The following is a 14,041-nucleotide window of genomic DNA, read 5'->3' on the forward strand; positions in this document are numbered from 1 at the left end:
GCCGCCCCGCGGGCACCGGGGAACGGGGCGCACGCGGGCCCGGGGGCGCCGGGGAGCGGCTTCGCACGGGAGGACCCGGTACCCGCGCAGGACTGGTGGCCCTCCACCTTGGGGAGTACGCGTGCGGGTTCCGGATCGATCCTCCGGTTGACCCCTGCACACACCACGCTTCCCTACTCTGGGTTACGTGCAGCGCCTCTATGACTTTCTCCGCAGGTACCCGACGTGGGTCGACAGCTTCTGGGCCGTCGTCCTGCTCGGGATCACCGGCGTGAGCCTCGGCAGTGTCGGCGGGGCGTCGGAACACCGGGGGCCGCTCGCCGTGGCGCTCCCCGTCGCCGTCGTCCTGTGTGTGGTCGTCGCGCTGCGCCGCCGGATGCCCGAGAAGATGCTCGTGCTGGCGGCGGCCACCGGAGTCGCGCAGCTCGTCCTCGACGTGGGGGTGTCACCGGCGGACTTCGCGATGCTGGTGATCATCTACACCGTCGCCGCGGACGGCGCCCGCTGGGCCTCCCGGTTCGGGCTGGTCGGCGGCCTGTGCGCGGCGGCCCTGTCGCAGCTGCGCTGGCCCCAGGAGTCCGCGGGCACCCCGGGGGTCGTCCTGATAGCGGTCTTCCAGACGGTGCCCTTCGCGCTGGCCTGGGTGCTCGGCGACTCCATCCGCACCCGCCGTGCCTACCTCGCCCAGCTGGAGGAGCGCGCGGCCCGCCTGGAGAAGGAGCGCGAGGCCCAGTCCAAGGTCGCGGTCGCCGCCGAGCGCGCCCGGATCGCCCGCGAACTGCACGACGTCGTCGCGCACAACGTGTCCGTGATGGTCGTCCAGGCCGACGGCGCCGCCTACGTCCTCGACACCGCCCCCGACCAGGCCAAGAAGGCCCTGGAGACCATCTCGGGCACCGGTCGGCAGGCCCTCGCCGAGATGCGCCGCCTGCTCGGCGTGCTGCGCACCGGCGAGCACCAGGAGGGCGGCGAGTACGTGCCGCAGCCCGACGTCGACCAGCTCGACGACCTCATCGAGCAGGTGCGCACCGCGGGGCTGCCCGTGGACTACAAGATCGAGGGCACGCCGCGCCCGCTGCCCAGCGGCGTCGAGCTCACCGCGTACCGCATCGTGCAGGAGGCCCTCACCAACACCCGCAAGCACGGCGGCCCGAACGCCGGCGCGAGCGTGCGCCTGGTGTACTTCGACGACGGCCTCGGACTGCTCGTCGAGGACGACGGCAAGGGCGCCCCGCACGAGCTGTACGAGGAAGGGGGCGCGGACGGCCGCGGACACGGGCTCATCGGCATGCGCGAGCGCGTGGGCATGGTCGGCGGCACCCTGGACGCGGGACCGCGCCCCGGCGGCGGCTTCCGCATCAGCGCCCTGCTGCCGCTCAAGCCCGCGCACTGACACCCGTCCGTACGGTCGCCCCGCGCCCGTGCCTCGCCGACTCCGAATCCACCGACCCCCGTACGTCTCTGAAAGGACCCCGATGGCGATCCGCGTGATGCTCGTCGACGACCAGGTGCTGCTGCGCACCGGCTTCCGGATGGTGCTCGCCGCCCAGCCGGACATGGAGGTCGTGGCCGAGGCGGGCGACGGCGTCGAGGCGCTGCAGGTGCTGCGGGGGACCGAGGTCGACGTGGTGCTGATGGACGTCCGCATGCCGAAGCTGGACGGTGTGGAGACCACCCGCCGGATCTGCTCCGAGCCCGAGCCGCCGAAGGTGCTGATCCTGACCACCTTCGACCTCGACGAGTACGCGTTCTCGGGGCTGAAGGCGGGCGCCTCCGGCTTCATGCTCAAGGACGTGCCGCCGGGCGAACTGCTCACCGCCATCCGCTCGGTGCACAGCGGTGACGCCGTCGTCGCGCCCTCCACCACCCGCCGCCTGCTGGACCGGTTCGCGCCGATGCTGCCCAGCGCCGGCAAGCAGCCCCAGCACAAGGAGCTGGAGCGGCTCACCGACCGGGAGCGCGAGGTCATGGTGCTGGTGGCGCAGGGGCTGTCGAACGGCGAGATCGCCGCCCGGCTGGTCCTGTCCGAGGCGACCGTCAAGACGCACGTGGGCCGCATCCTCACCAAGCTGGGGTTGCGCGACCGGGTCCAGGTCGTCGTCCTCGCCTACGAGACGGGGCTCGTCCGGGCGGGTGGCGGCCACGGCTGAGGCGGGCGTCCGGGGGCGCCCGGACGCGTGACCGGCGGGTGACCGGGGGCCACTAGGGTCTGTGCATGCTCCTGTGGATCAACGGCCCCTTCGGGGGCGGCAAGACACAGACCGCACACGAGATCCGGCGCCGGCTGCCCGGCTCCGTCATCTGCGACCCGGAACACGCCGGCTTCGGGCTGCGCCGCATGCTGCCGCCCGAACTGCGCGGCGACTTCCAGGACTTGACGTCCTGGCGGCAGGGCGTGGTCGAGGTGCTGGATCTCGCCCTCGCGAAGCACGACGGAGTCGTGATCGTCCCCATGACGGTCACCGAGCCCCGCTACTTCGCGGAGACCGTCGGCCGGCTGCGCGAACTGGGCCACGACGTACGGCACTTCGCGCTGCTCGCCGAGCGCGAGACCGTACTGGAGCGGCTGCGCGAGCGCGGCTTCGGACACCTGCTCCGGTACGTCGCCGGGAAGGACGCCCCCCTGCGCCGGGAGAGCTGGGCCGTGGGGCGGCTGGACCACTGTCTGGAGCGGCTGCGCGAGCCGGAGTTCGCCGAGCACCTGTGGACCGACCGCACGACCGTCGCCAGGACCGCCGAGCGGATCGCCGTCCTGGCCGGACTGACGCTCACGCCGAACCGGGACGGCGCCCTGCGCGGGCGCCTGCGGCGGGCGTGGACGGGGGCCAGGCACATCCGCTTCGACTGACGCCCTCCCGCACACGACCTAGCGCAGGATGCCCTCCAGGAAGTCGCTGCCGAGCCGGGCCACCACGGTGACGTCCAGCTGGTGCAGGACGTAGCGCCCGCGCCGGCGCGTGGTGAGCAGGCCGGCCTTCTTGAGGACGCCGAGGTGCCGGGATATCTCGGGGGCCGTCATGCCGTGCACCTGCGCCAGCTCGCCCGTGGTGTAGGCGGTACGGGCCAGATGACGGCAGATCCGCATCCGCACGGGATGGGACAGCGCCGTCATCCGCAGGGTCAGCTGCTCGACCGAGGGCGGGGCGGCCATCTCGGGGGACCCGACGGGGTAGTGCAGCACCGGCTGCCAGCCGTGGCGGTGGAGGACCATCAGATGGGGCCAGCCGAGCGTGGTGGGCACGAGCAGAAGGCCGCCGTCGACGGTCGCCGTGCGACCGTCGGCCAGCTTGTCCACGGTGATCCGCCCGGCGGGCTCGTCCAGCACCACGGCCGGGGAGACCGAGGCCAGCGCCTCGGCCAGGCTCCTGCGCCGGAACAGATCCGTCTTGTGCCGGGCGTCCGCCGCGAGCTGGTGCCGCAGCCGGGACCACGCCTCGGCGAAGAAGGCCTCGTCGCAGTCCTGGAGGAACTGCCGCAGCCAGGCCCGCACGCCGGGCGGGTCCTCCAGCAGCCGCCGGGCGAAACGCACCTGGCGCGGCCCGCGGGAGGCGGCCAGGTCCAGGGCACGCGCGCGCAGCCGCGGGTCGCGGAGCGCGTCGGGACCGGGCACGTCGTACGCCAGCGCACCCGTGAACTCCAGCGTCGCGGCCACGAACTGCTCGTCCGTCAGCTTGTCCAGCAGGTCCAGGTCCTCGGTGAGCGTGGCCCCGGGCGGGGTGGAGCCGCCCGGGATGCCCGCGGCAGGCAGGAAGAGGTCCGAGAACGTCGTACGCCACAGGAAGTCGGCCTCGCACATGCGGTCCGCGAGGTGCGGGTCGAGGCCCGCGGTCACGGTGGTCGCCCAGCCCTGGAGCCCCGGGTGGTGCCCGGGCTCGGACAGCGCGTGCAGCGCCATCCCGAGCTCGGCCAGCGGGGATGGCACGACGGCGACCCGCTCCCGCCGCAGCCCGGTGATGTCGATGCTCACGCTCATGCCTTCATGGTGCACCGCGCCACCGACAACGCCGTCCCCGATCGACGTAGGCCGTGGACCGGGGGGACAGACGCCGCGAACGGGCGCAGGCTGGGATGCACCGGGGCACCGCGGGCCCACCGGATCCCATCCGTTCCCGTCCCGAAGAGGCGGTCCGCCATGAGCGTCACCCAGCAGTACCTCCTGGACACCTACCGCGCCCGGCAGCACGGCGAGCCCGTCCCGCCCGCGCCCGGCGCGCACGACCGGGAGGCCGTGCGCGAGCTGCGCGAGCTCCGGCGGTTCCGGGCCGTCGTCGCGGGGCGCCCGGCCCGCGGGCGGATGCGGGGTGCCGTGAGCCGGTGGCTGCACGCCCGGCCGCACCCGGGCCGCTGACCCGGTCCGGGCGCGGCCTGGCGCCGCCCCTGCCGCACGGAGGGCCCGCGCCGCGCCGGGCGGCCGTGCCCGCGGCCCGCCTAGGGGGCGGCGGGCAGCCGTGCCACGAAGTCCGCCACGGCCTTCCCGACGTCCTCCGCCGTCCACTCCAGACCCGCGGACCGCACGGTCATCTCGATGTACGACACCCCCGGTCCGCCCCGGATCCAGTTGTTGGCGAACAGGAACGTGCCGGTCTCCTCGGCCTGTGCGACGGCCGCGTCGTCCAGCACCAGCGGGTCGTACGGCAGCCACACCTGGAACTGGTGGGTGTGCGGCTGCTCGGGGTGGACGCGCGCCCACGGCACCCCCGCGGCGGCGAAGCCCTCCCGCAGCGCGCCGGCGACCACGCGCGCGTGGGACACGTACTCCGGCAGCCGGGGCAGCTCGCGCTCCAGGCCGGCGAGCGCCGACAGCACCGCGGGGAACTGCTGGATGATCATGCCGCCGTAGCGGTGGCGCCAGGTCTTCGCCTCGTCGACCAGGGTCCGCGGACCGGCCAGCGCGGCACCGCCGTACCCGTCGAGGGACTTGTAGAACGACACGTAGACGCTGTCCGCGAGGCCCGCGATCTCGTCCAGCGGGCGCCCGAAGTGCGAGGTGCACTCCCACAGGCGGGCCCCGTCGATGTGGACCACCGCGTCCCGCTCCCGGGCCGCGTCCACCGCCCCGGTGAGCTCCTCCCAGGTGGGCAGGACGAAACCGGCGTCCCGGAGCGGCAGTTCGAGCATCAGCGCGCCGAAGGGTTCCTCGAAGTCGCGTACCTCCTCGGCGGTCGGCAGCCGGGGTCCGTCCGCCACCCGGACCGGGCGCAGCCCGCTGACCGTGCTGAACGCGTTCCGCTCGTGCACCTCGGGGTGGGACAGCGCGTGCAGGGCGACGGTCGGGTTCCCGGTACGGGCCGCCCAGCAGCGCAGGGCCACCTGCTGGGCCATCGTGCCGGTGGGGAAGTAGGCGGCGGCCTCCGTGCCCAGCAGCCCGGCGACCCGCTCCTCCAGGGCCTCGACGATCCCGTTCCCGTAGACGTCCACGGGCTCGTCCAGGTCGTACAGGTCCGCCGCGTCGTCCAGAAGCGCCAGCCGCTCCCGGAGGGTGGACCGGTGACCGGTACGGGCGAGCAGCCGGCGGGCGCCCCGGTAGGCGGCCGTCCGCCGCTCCCTGCGCTGCCCGGCCGAGGGGGTCCCGCCCTGGCCGGGGCCGGTCCCCGGCGCCTGCCCGTCGTCCTGCGCCGCCCGCTCTTCGCTCTGCTCCGCCGTATCGCTCATCCCGGGATCATCCCCCGCGGCGACCCGCACCGGCACCCCGATTCCGGGTCTTCCGAAGGTCCGCGGAAACCCACAGGCTGTGGACAACCGACCGGCCCTCGAACCGATCGCGTTAACATGACGAGAAATCGTCCGGTACCCCGAGCGGACTGGAACGGGAAGGCCGCCGTCGAGTGAGTACATTCCAACAGCCAGAGCCCAAGGACCGCCCCGCGCGGCTCACCGTCGGCGTCGTCGGCGCCGGACGCGTCGGCCCCGCGCTGGCCGCGTCCCTCCAGCTGGCCGGACACCGCCCGGTGGCCGTCTCCGGGGTCTCCGACGCCTCCGTCCGGCGCGCCGCGCGCATGCTCCCCGACGTGCCCCTGGTCACCCCGGCCCAGGTCATGGAGCGCGCCGACCTGGTCCTGCTGACCGTCCCCGACGACGCCCTGCCCGGCCTCGTCGAGGGGCTCGCCGACACCGGAGCCGTCCGCCCGGGCCAACTGCTCGTCCACACCTCCGGGCGGTACGGCGCACGGGTGCTCGACCCCGCGCTGCGCGCGGGCGCCCTGCCGCTCGCGCTGCACCCGGCGATGACCTTCACCGGCACCGCCGTGGACGTCCAGCGACTGGCCGGCTGCTCCTTCGGGGTCACCGCTCCCGAGGAGCTGCGCCTGGCCGCCGAGGCGTTGGTGATCGAGATGGGCGGCGAGCCGGAGTGGATCGCCGAGGAGAGCAGGCCGCTCTACCACGCGGCCCTCGCCCTCGGGGCGAACCACCTGGTGACCCTCGTCGCCGAGTCCATGGAGCTGCTGCGCACCGCGGGCGTGGAGGCCCCCGACCGCATGCTCGGCCCGCTGCTCGGCGCCGCCCTCGACAACGCCCTCAGGTCCGGCGACGCGGCTCTCACCGGCCCGGTGGCGCGGGGGGACGCGGGCACCGTCGCCGCGCACGTCGCCGAATTGCGCCGGCACGCCCCGGGGACCGTCGCCGGCTACCTGGCGATGGCCCGCGCGACCGCCGACCGCGCCCTCGCCCACGGACTGCTCAAGCCGGAACTCGCCGAAGACCTGCTGGGGGTGCTCGCCGACGGTGCGACCCTGCCCGACGACGGGAGCGACCGATGACCACGCCCCTCCTGCGCCCCGACGGGAGCGACCGATGACCACCGCCCTGCTGCGCACCGCAGACGACCTGCACGCGCGCGCACGCACCGGCCGGCGCGCCGTGGTGATGACCATGGGCGCCCTGCACGAGGGCCACGCCACCCTGATCCGCACCGCCCGCGAGATCGCCGGCGGCGACGGCGAAGTGGTCGTCACGGTCTTCGTGAACCCGCTGCAGTTCGGCGCGGGCGAGGACCTCGACCGCTATCCGCGCACCCTCGACGCCGACCTCAAGATCGCCGAGGCGGCGGGCGCGGACGTCGTGTTCGCCCCCGCCGTGGACGAGGTCTACCCGGGCGGCGAACCGCAGGTCCGCGTCAGCGCGGGCCCCATGGGCGGACGCCTGGAGGGCTCGGTACGGCCCGGGCACTTCGACGGCATGCTCACCGTCGTCGCCAAGCTGCTGCACCTCACCCGGCCCGACGTGGCGCTGTACGGGCAGAAGGACGCCCAGCAGCTCGCCCTGATCCGCCGCATGGTGCGCGACCTGAACTTCGGCGTGGAGATCGTCGGCGTACCCACCGTGCGCGAGGAGGACGGGCTCGCCCTGTCCAGCCGCAACCGGTACCTCTCCGCCGACGAGCGCCGCACCGCGCTCGCGCTCTCCCAGGCCCTGTTCGCGGGCCGCGACCGGCACGCCGCGCAGGAGGCCCTGCGGGCCCGGGCCCGGGAAGTGCCCGCCACGCGGGCGCGTGCCGAGGCGCTCAGCGCCATAGGGGAGTCCCGCGCCGCCGCCGACGCGCACGCCGTCGCCAAGGCGGCCCCCGCGGGCACCTCGGGCCCGGCCGCCGTGCGCGCCGCCGCCCGCCTCGTCCTGGACGACGCGGCCCGCCTGGAGCCCGCGCTGGTCCTGGACTACCTGGCCCTGGTCGACCCCTCGGACTTCACCGATATCACGGACGACCACACCGGCGAGGCGGTCCTCGCCGTCGCCGCCCGGGTCGGGGCGACCCGGCTGATCGACAACATCCCCCTGACCTTCGGAGCCGCCTCGTGACCGGCACAGGTACCGGCATACGCCTGCACGCCCCCGCCCCCGGCTGGTCCGTCGAGGCCGACGTCGTCGTGGTCGGCTCCGGCGTCGCCGGGCTCACCGCGGCCCTCCGCTGCGAGGCCGCGGGCCTGCGGACGGTCGTCGTCACCAAGGCCCGCCTGGACGACGGCTCCACGCGCTGGGCGCAGGGCGGCATCGCCGCCGCCCTCGGCGAGGGCGACACCCCCGAGCAGCACCTGGACGACACCCTCGTGGCGGGCGCCGGCCTGTGCGACGAGGAGGCCGTCCGCATCCTCGTCACCGAGGGCCCCGACGCCGTACGGCGGCTGATCGCGACCGGCGCCCACTTCGACGAGTCCGCCGAGGGCGCCCTGGAACTGACCCGCGAGGGCGGCCACCACCGCCGCCGCATCGCACACGCGGGCGGCGACGCGACCGGCGCCGAGATCTCCCGCGCGCTCGTCGACGCGGTCCGCGCGCGGGGCCTGCGCACGGTCGAGAACGCGCTGGTCCTGGACCTCCTCACGGACGCCGACGGCCGCACCGCCGGGGTCACGCTGCACGTCATGGGCGAGGGCCAGCACGACGGCGTGGGCGCCGTCCACGCGCCCGCCGTGGTCCTCGCGACCGGCGGCATGGGACAGGTCTTCTCGGCCACCACCAACCCGTCCGTCTCCACCGGCGACGGTGTGGCGCTCGCCCTGCGCGCCGGCGCCGAGGTCAGCGACCTGGAGTTCGTGCAGTTCCACCCGACGGTGCTCTTCCTCGGCGCGGACGCGGAGGGCCAGCAGCCCCTGGTCTCCGAGGCGGTGCGCGGCGAGGGCGCCCACCTGGTCGACGCCGACGGTGTGCGCTTCATGACCGGACAGCACGAGCTGGCCGAGCTCGCGCCCCGCGACATCGTCGCCAAGGGCATCATGCGCCGCATGCAGGAGCTGGACGCCGAGCACATGTTCCTCGACGCCCGGCACTTCGGCGCCGACATGTGGGAGCACCGCTTCCCGACCATCCTGGCCGCCTGCCGTGCCCACGGCATCGACCCGGTGACCGAGCCCATCCCCGTCGCCCCGGCCGCCCACTACGCCTCCGGCGGTGTCCGCACCGACCACCACGGCCGTACGACCGTCCCCGGCCTGTACGCGTGCGGCGAGGTCGCCTGCACCGGCGTCCACGGTGCCAACCGGCTCGCCTCCAACTCCCTCCTGGAGGGGCTGGTCTACGCCGAGCGGATCGCCGCCGACATCGCCGGCCGCCACGCGGAGGACCACCTCCACGCGCGCGTGCCGGCACCCGTCCCGCACCCCGAGCGGCCCGCGCACCCGCTGCTCGCCCCGGAGGCCAGGTTCGCCATCCAGCGGATCATGACCGACGGCGCCGGTGTGCTGCGCTCGGCCGACTCCCTTGCCGCCGCCGCCGACCGCCTCCAGCGCCTGCACGCGGACGCCCGCGACGCCCTCGACGAGAACGGCAAGACCTCCGAGCCCGGCGTCGACACGTGGGAGTCCACCAACCTCCTGTGCGTCGCCCGGGTCCTGGTCGCCGCCGCCCTGCGCCGCGAGGAGACCCGCGGCTGCCACTGGCGCGAGGACCACGCCGACCGCGACGACACGGACTGGCGGCGGCACATCGTCGTACGGCTGAATCCCGACCGCTCGCTCGCCGTGCGCACCACCGAGACAGCAGACTTCCCCCCGACCCTTCCCGAGTCCTCCGGTCCCACCCGGACCACGGGAACCTCCATGCCCCAGCCGTCGCCCCGTCCCCAGGAGCAGTGACCGAAGTGAGCACCCCCGACCTTCCCCTCGCCCAGAGCGGCGGCTGCGGCGACGGCTGCGGCTGCGCCGCCGAACCGGGCGAGGAGTACCTGGAGTGCGGGCTCGACCCCGCCCTCGCCCAGCTCCTGGCCGACGCGGGGCTCGACCCCGTGGAGGTCGAGGACATCGCGCACCTCGCCATCGAGGAGGACCTCGACCACGGCGTGGACGTGACGACCGTCGCGACGATCCCCGAGGACGCCGTGTCCACCGCCGACTTCACCGCCCGCGAGGCGGGCGTCGTGGCGGGACTGCGGGTCGCCGAGGCCGTCATCTCGGTCGTCTGCACGGACGAGTTCGAGGTGGAGCGGCACGTCCTGGACGGCGACCGCGTGGAGGCGGGCCAGAAGCTCCTCAGCGTCACCACCCGCACCCGTGACCTGCTGACCGCCGAGCGCAGCGCGCTCAACCTGCTGTGCCGGCTCTCCGGCATCGCCACCGCCACGCGCGCGTGGGCCGACGCCCTGGAGGGCACCTCGGCGCGGGTGCGCGACACCCGCAAGACGACGCCCGGACTGCGCTCCCTGGAGAAGTTCGCGGTGCGCATGGGCGGCGGCGTCAACCACCGCATGTCGCTCTCGGACGCGGCCCTCGTCAAGGACAACCACGTGGTCGCCGCGGGCGGCGTGGCGCAGGCCTTCCAGGCCGTCCGGGCGAGCTTCCCGGAGCTGGCGATCGAGGTCGAGGTCGACACCCTGAGCCAGCTGCGCGAGGTGGTGGACGCGGGCGCCGACCTGATCCTGCTGGACAACTTCACCCCGGCCGAGTGCGAGGAGGCCGTCGCGATCGTCGAGGGCCGCGCCCTGCTGGAGGCGTCGGGCCGGCTCACCCTCGACAACGCGGAGGCCTACGCGAAGACGGGCGTCGACTACCTGGCGGTGGGTGCCCTCACCCACTCCGCACCCATCCTGGACATCGGCCTCGACCTGCGCGAGGCGTCGACGGACGAGGCGGAGTAGGACAGATGCTCCTCACGATCGACGTCGGCAACACCCATACGGTCCTCGGCCTCTTCGACGGCGAGGAGATCGTCGAGCACTGGCGCATCTCCACCGACGCCCGCCGTACGGCCGACGAGCTCGCCGTCCTCCTCCAGGGCCTGATGGGGATGCACCCGCTGCTCGGCGAGGAACTCGGCGACGGCATCGACGGCATCGCGATCTGCGCCACCGTCCCGTCGGTCCTGCACGAGCTGCGCGAGGTGACCCGCCGGTACTACGGCGACGTCCCCGCGGTCCTCGTCGAACCCGGCGTGAAGACCGGCGTGCCGATCCTCACCGACCACCCCAAGGAGGTCGGCGCGGACCGCATCATCAACTCGGTGGCCGCCGTGGAGCTCTACGGCGGGCCGGCGATCGTCGTCGACTTCGGGACGGCGACGACGTTCGACGCGGTCAGCGCGCGCGGTGAGTACGTGGGCGGTGTCATCGCCCCCGGCATCGAGATCTCCGTCGACGCGCTCGGGGTCAAGGGCGCCCAGCTCCGCAAGATCGAGGTGGCCCGCCCGCGCGCGGTGATCGGCAAGAACACGGTCGAGGCCATGCAGTCCGGGATCATCTACGGCTTTGCCGGCCAGGTCGACGGAGTCGTCAACCGGATGGCCCGCGAGCTGTCCGAGGACCCGGACGAGGTGACCGTCATCGCGACGGGCGGGCTGGCGCCGATGGTGCTCGGAGAGTCCTCCGTGATCGACGAGCACGAGCCCTGGCTCACGCTGATCGGCCTCCGCATGGTCTACGAGCGGAACGTCTCCCGCACCTGACCACCCCCTCACCCCGCCGTCAGCCCTACCGCCCCGGCCGGCGCCGGGGCGGGACGGCGAACCCGGCGCCGAAGGGGTACCGCCTGCGCCCCCCGCGTGCCCGCAGCGCAATGGGTACGCGCCCGCAGCCGCCAGTGCACGGAAGGGGCCGTGCCGGTACATCAGATGCCCGTCGAGACGGGGCCACACCCCACCGAGGAACGCTGGTGACGGACGGAGGTGCCAACTGGCGACGGGCGGATGTACCGGCACGGCCCCGACCCACCCACCACCCGCAGCGCACCCGCACCGACAGCGCACCCCCACCGACGAACGGCCCCGCCCCCCGATGGCGCCGGACAGAGCAACCCCCACGCCACAACACCCCGGTATGCGAATTTTGTCTGATTAGCGCGTATCGTCGCCGCATGCCCACGCCATATGGATCCCGCGGCGGCATGGCGTTCGGCGCGGAGGAGCTGCGTGTGCTCCGCCGTGCTCTCGCCCTCGCCCTCCACCCCAGCCCCGCCCCGGCCGAGGACGTCCAGGACTGTCTCCGACTCGCCGAGTCCCTAGACGAGGCGACCCGCGAGGGAGAAAGGCTCCGGGCCTTCATGCTGGCCGAACTCACCCGCTACCGCGCCGCCCTGCCCGGCACCGTCACCGGCTACCTCGCGCTCCTGGACGACGTCCTGGGCGCCGGCTACCGGCCCGTCCCGGACGACCTCGCCGCCCTGCGCGCCCTCCGCGGCAACCCCGCCGCGGCCGTCCTCCTGGACCGCTGCCGCGTCCTCGCCGAGCAGGACGTCCGCGCGCGCCTCGCGACCCGCTCCACCCCCACCGTCCCGGCCTCCCGCAGCCACCTCCTCGCCCTCCCGGGCGGCCTCTCCGGCCCGTCCGGCCGCCTCGGCGGCCCCCGCTCCGACCGTGCCCGCGAGGCCGCCGGAGACCCCGCCAAGAAGCCCGCCGGGCGCCCGGCGGAGCCCAGGCCGCAGCCCCCCGTGAAGAGTCCGCGCCCGGACCGCCCCATCCCCACGCCCGGCGAGGTCTTCCCGCCGAAGCGCAAACCGGGACCGCCGACCGCCGACCCGCATCAGGAGCTGGCGGCGGGCTAGCTACCCTGGAGCCATGGACTACGTCTCCGCGCTCGTGCCCCCCGTCGTGATGGCCGTGTTCTTCATCGGGCTGATCGTGACGATCGTGAAGACCCAGGGTGGGGCCAACAAGGCCAAGGAGGACGCCGTCGTCGACGCCGCCCTCGCCCGCGCCGAGGGCGCCCGCCAGGCCCCGCGGGACACCGGCGCCTGAGGCCCCCGGACCACTCCCGCCCGAGGCCCCGCCGCAGCCGCGGCCGGACCTCGGGCGAGACCCCGCCCCACCCGGGCGTACGACTCATCCGATGTTCGAGTCGTACGCCCTTTTTGTTGCCGTTTGCCGTTGAAAGCGCACGTCCGGCACGCCATCGGCGGCTTCTCCCACTATTGTTCTGGCTGTGCCTCGCCCATTGGGAGAACTCGAAGACGCGGTCATGACGCGGGTGTGGAAGTGGAACCGCCCGGTGACCGTTCGAGAAGTCCTGGAAGACCTTCAGCAGGAACGGTCCATCGCGTACACCACGGTGATGACCGTTTTGGACAATCTCCATCAGAAGGGCTGGGTGCGCCGCGAGGCCGAAGGCCGGGCCTATCGATATGAAGCGGTCTCCACACGAGCCGCCTACGCCGCCGCCCTGATGAACGAGGCCTGGTCCCAGAGCGACAACCCGGCGGCCGCTCTCGTGGCCTTCTTCGGGATGATGAGCGAGGAACAGCGTCTCGCGCTGCGCAACGCGGTAGCCATCGTGCAGGGTCCGGAAACGTCCGAAACCGAGGATGAAACCTCCGGCCGTCCCGACGAGAACCCCGCCGCGCCTCAGGACGACACCGGACGATAGCGTCCGCCCATGCCAGCAGAGCATCCCGAAGCCCCCGCAAAAGCCATCACCGTCCGCCGGGCCAGGACCAGCGATGTCCCGGCGGTGCGCCGGCTCCTCGACTCGTACGTGGAGCGCCGCATCCTGCTCGACAAAGCGACGGTGACGCTTTACGAGGACATCCAGGAGTTCTGGGTCGCGGAACGCGACGACAACGCCGAGGTGGTGGGCTGCGGGGCGCTGCACGTGATGTGGGAAGACCTCGCGGAAGTCCGCACGCTCGCCGTGAACCCCGCGGTCAGGGGTGTGGGAGTGGGCCACCATCTGCTCGGGAAGTTGCTGCAGACCGCTCGCTGGCTCGGCGTTCGGCGCGTTTTCTGTCTGACCTTCGAAGTGGACTTCTTCGCGAAACACGGCTTCACCGAGATCGGTGAGACGCCGGTTGACACCGATGTCTACGCGGAGCTGCTGCGTTCCTACGACGAGGGCGTGGCGGAGTTCCTCGGTCTCGAACGAGTGAAACCGAACACCTTGGGCAACAGTCGGATGCTTCTGCATCTGTGATCGCCGGCGACTATTCCGGCGGGGAGCCATGCCCGGGTTCCCTATGTCCGAAACGCGCATGTTTCCGGTCTTCCCGCGGGCTGTGAGTCCTCCCCAGGGGTTTGTGTTTTTCCGGCAAAAGCGGTTTGCTTTCCGACGTACTGCAGTACTGCATATAACAGGGGACGCGAAACAGCGGCGCATGCCGCCGGCCCTCCGCCCCACGGTTATCGATGAAAG

15 protein-coding genes are annotated in these 14,041 nt (G+C 73.5%); 13 read left to right on the plus strand and 2 right to left on the minus strand.

Annotation, left to right across the window (positions count from 1 at the left end; all coding sequences use genetic code 11):
• Positions 1–187: 187 nt before the first annotated feature.
• The 3 genes from ACZ4NT_RS15895 (at position 188) to ACZ4NT_RS15905 (ending at position 2,848) form a co-directional block, all read left to right on the plus strand.
• On the plus strand, positions 188–1,393 hold the full coding sequence (locus tag ACZ4NT_RS15895; protein ID WP_121405297.1) for a sensor histidine kinase: 1,206 nt from the start codon (positions 188–190) through the stop codon (positions 1,391–1,393).
• Between the two features lie 82 nt (positions 1,394–1,475).
• Positions 1,476–2,150: a response regulator transcription factor gene (locus ACZ4NT_RS15900; RefSeq protein WP_121405298.1), complete on the plus strand. Its 675-nt coding sequence runs from the start codon at positions 1,476–1,478 to the stop codon at positions 2,148–2,150.
• Positions 2,151–2,215: 65 nt separating this feature from the next.
• Positions 2,216–2,848, plus strand: a complete 633-nt coding sequence (locus ACZ4NT_RS15905) for an AAA family ATPase (protein WP_121405299.1) — start codon at positions 2,216–2,218, stop codon at positions 2,846–2,848.
• Between the two features lie 18 nt (positions 2,849–2,866).
• Here the strand turns inward: ACZ4NT_RS15905 and ACZ4NT_RS15910 are convergent, their stop codons facing one another.
• Entirely contained in the window at positions 2,867–3,973 is a 1,107-nt protein-coding gene (locus ACZ4NT_RS15910) for a DUF5937 family protein (protein ID WP_121405300.1), read from the minus strand.
• 159 nt (positions 3,974–4,132) lie between these two features.
• Here ACZ4NT_RS15910 and ACZ4NT_RS15915 point away from each other — a divergent pair, with 159 nt between their 5' ends.
• Positions 4,133–4,348: a hypothetical protein gene (locus ACZ4NT_RS15915; RefSeq protein WP_121405301.1), complete on the plus strand. Its 216-nt coding sequence runs from the start codon at positions 4,133–4,135 to the stop codon at positions 4,346–4,348.
• Between the two features lie 80 nt (positions 4,349–4,428).
• Here ACZ4NT_RS15915 and ACZ4NT_RS15920 read toward each other — a convergent pair whose 3' ends face one another.
• Positions 4,429–5,652: a threonine aldolase family protein gene (locus ACZ4NT_RS15920; protein WP_467725790.1), complete on the minus strand. Its 1,224-nt coding sequence runs from the start codon at positions 5,650–5,652 to the stop codon at positions 4,429–4,431.
• 173 nt (positions 5,653–5,825) lie between these two features.
• On the opposite strand from ACZ4NT_RS15920, the gene ACZ4NT_RS15925 reads away from it, so the two are divergent.
• The 9 genes from ACZ4NT_RS15925 to ACZ4NT_RS15965 all read left to right on the plus strand — a co-directional run bounded on the left by ACZ4NT_RS15925 (position 5,826) and on the right by ACZ4NT_RS15965 (position 13,822).
• A complete protein-coding gene (locus ACZ4NT_RS15925; RefSeq protein WP_467725791.1) occupies positions 5,826–6,758 on the plus strand; it encodes a Rossmann-like and DUF2520 domain-containing protein in 933 nt (310 codons plus the stop codon).
• A gap of 34 nt (positions 6,759–6,792) precedes the next feature.
• Entirely contained in the window at positions 6,793–7,794 is a 1,002-nt protein-coding gene (gene panC / locus ACZ4NT_RS15930) for a pantoate--beta-alanine ligase (protein WP_467725793.1), read from the plus strand.
• Complete coding sequence (locus ACZ4NT_RS15935; RefSeq protein ID WP_121405305.1) at positions 7,791–9,566, plus strand: L-aspartate oxidase; 1,776 nt, start codon at positions 7,791–7,793, stop codon at positions 9,564–9,566. The genes panC and ACZ4NT_RS15935 overlap by 4 nt, the downstream gene beginning before the upstream one ends.
• Positions 9,567–9,571: 5 nt before the next feature.
• Positions 9,572–10,564 carry a carboxylating nicotinate-nucleotide diphosphorylase gene (gene nadC / locus ACZ4NT_RS15940; protein ID WP_467725841.1) on the plus strand — a complete coding sequence of 331 codons (993 nt, stop codon included), beginning with the start codon at positions 9,572–9,574 and terminating at the stop codon, positions 10,562–10,564.
• A 5-nt stretch (positions 10,565–10,569) separates the two neighbouring features.
• Positions 10,570–11,367, plus strand: a complete 798-nt coding sequence (locus ACZ4NT_RS15945) for a type III pantothenate kinase (RefSeq protein WP_121405306.1) — start codon at positions 10,570–10,572, stop codon at positions 11,365–11,367.
• Positions 11,368–11,804: 437 nt separating this feature from the next.
• Positions 11,805–12,461, plus strand: coding sequence for a hypothetical protein (locus tag ACZ4NT_RS15950; RefSeq protein ID WP_467725843.1), 657 nt, complete (start codon positions 11,805–11,807; stop codon positions 12,459–12,461).
• Positions 12,462–12,474: 13 nt separating this feature from the next.
• Complete coding sequence (locus ACZ4NT_RS15955; protein ID WP_121405308.1) at positions 12,475–12,654, plus strand: hypothetical protein; 180 nt, start codon at positions 12,475–12,477, stop codon at positions 12,652–12,654.
• A 196-nt stretch (positions 12,655–12,850) separates the two neighbouring features.
• Positions 12,851–13,279, plus strand: coding sequence for a BlaI/MecI/CopY family transcriptional regulator (locus tag ACZ4NT_RS15960; protein ID WP_121405309.1), 429 nt, complete (start codon positions 12,851–12,853; stop codon positions 13,277–13,279).
• A gap of 9 nt (positions 13,280–13,288) precedes the next feature.
• Positions 13,289–13,822, plus strand: coding sequence for an amino-acid N-acetyltransferase (locus ACZ4NT_RS15965; RefSeq protein ID WP_467725797.1), 534 nt, complete (start codon positions 13,289–13,291; stop codon positions 13,820–13,822).
• Positions 13,823–14,041: the final 219 nt, after the last annotated feature.

The organism is Streptomyces sp. NPDC026417 (assembly GCF_055567695.1).